Annotated in this window: 1 pseudogene; it reads right to left on the bottom strand. The window is 71.9% G+C overall.

Annotation, left to right across the window (positions count from 1 at the left end):
- A pseudogene (locus tag KUF83_RS01760) lies at window positions 1-208 on the bottom strand (hypothetical protein); the annotation flags it as partial.
- Between the last annotated feature and the right edge of the window lie 27 nt (window positions 209-235).

Below are 235 nucleotides of genomic sequence, written 5' to 3'. Positions count from 1 at the left end.
TCACGCCGGTCGTCACGGCGGAAGGGGGGACGGTCACTGTCGCGCCGGGGACCGCGGTCGTCGTCACGACGGAACGCCGGACGATCACCACCACGACTGTCGTCACGACGGAAACCGCCACGATCGCCGCCGCCCCGGTTGTCGTCACGACGATCGTCACGCCGGAACGCGGGACGGTCACCGTCACGACGAGGGGCGCCGCGCTCATCGTCACGGCGGAAGGGGGGACGGTCGC

It is taken from the genome of Streptomyces sp. BV286 (assembly GCF_019090165.1).
Lineage (GTDB): Bacteria > Actinomycetota > Actinomycetes > Streptomycetales > Streptomycetaceae > Streptomyces.
The sequence above is the reverse complement of the archived record's forward strand: the minus strand, read 5'-3'. Positions and strand labels throughout refer to the sequence as shown.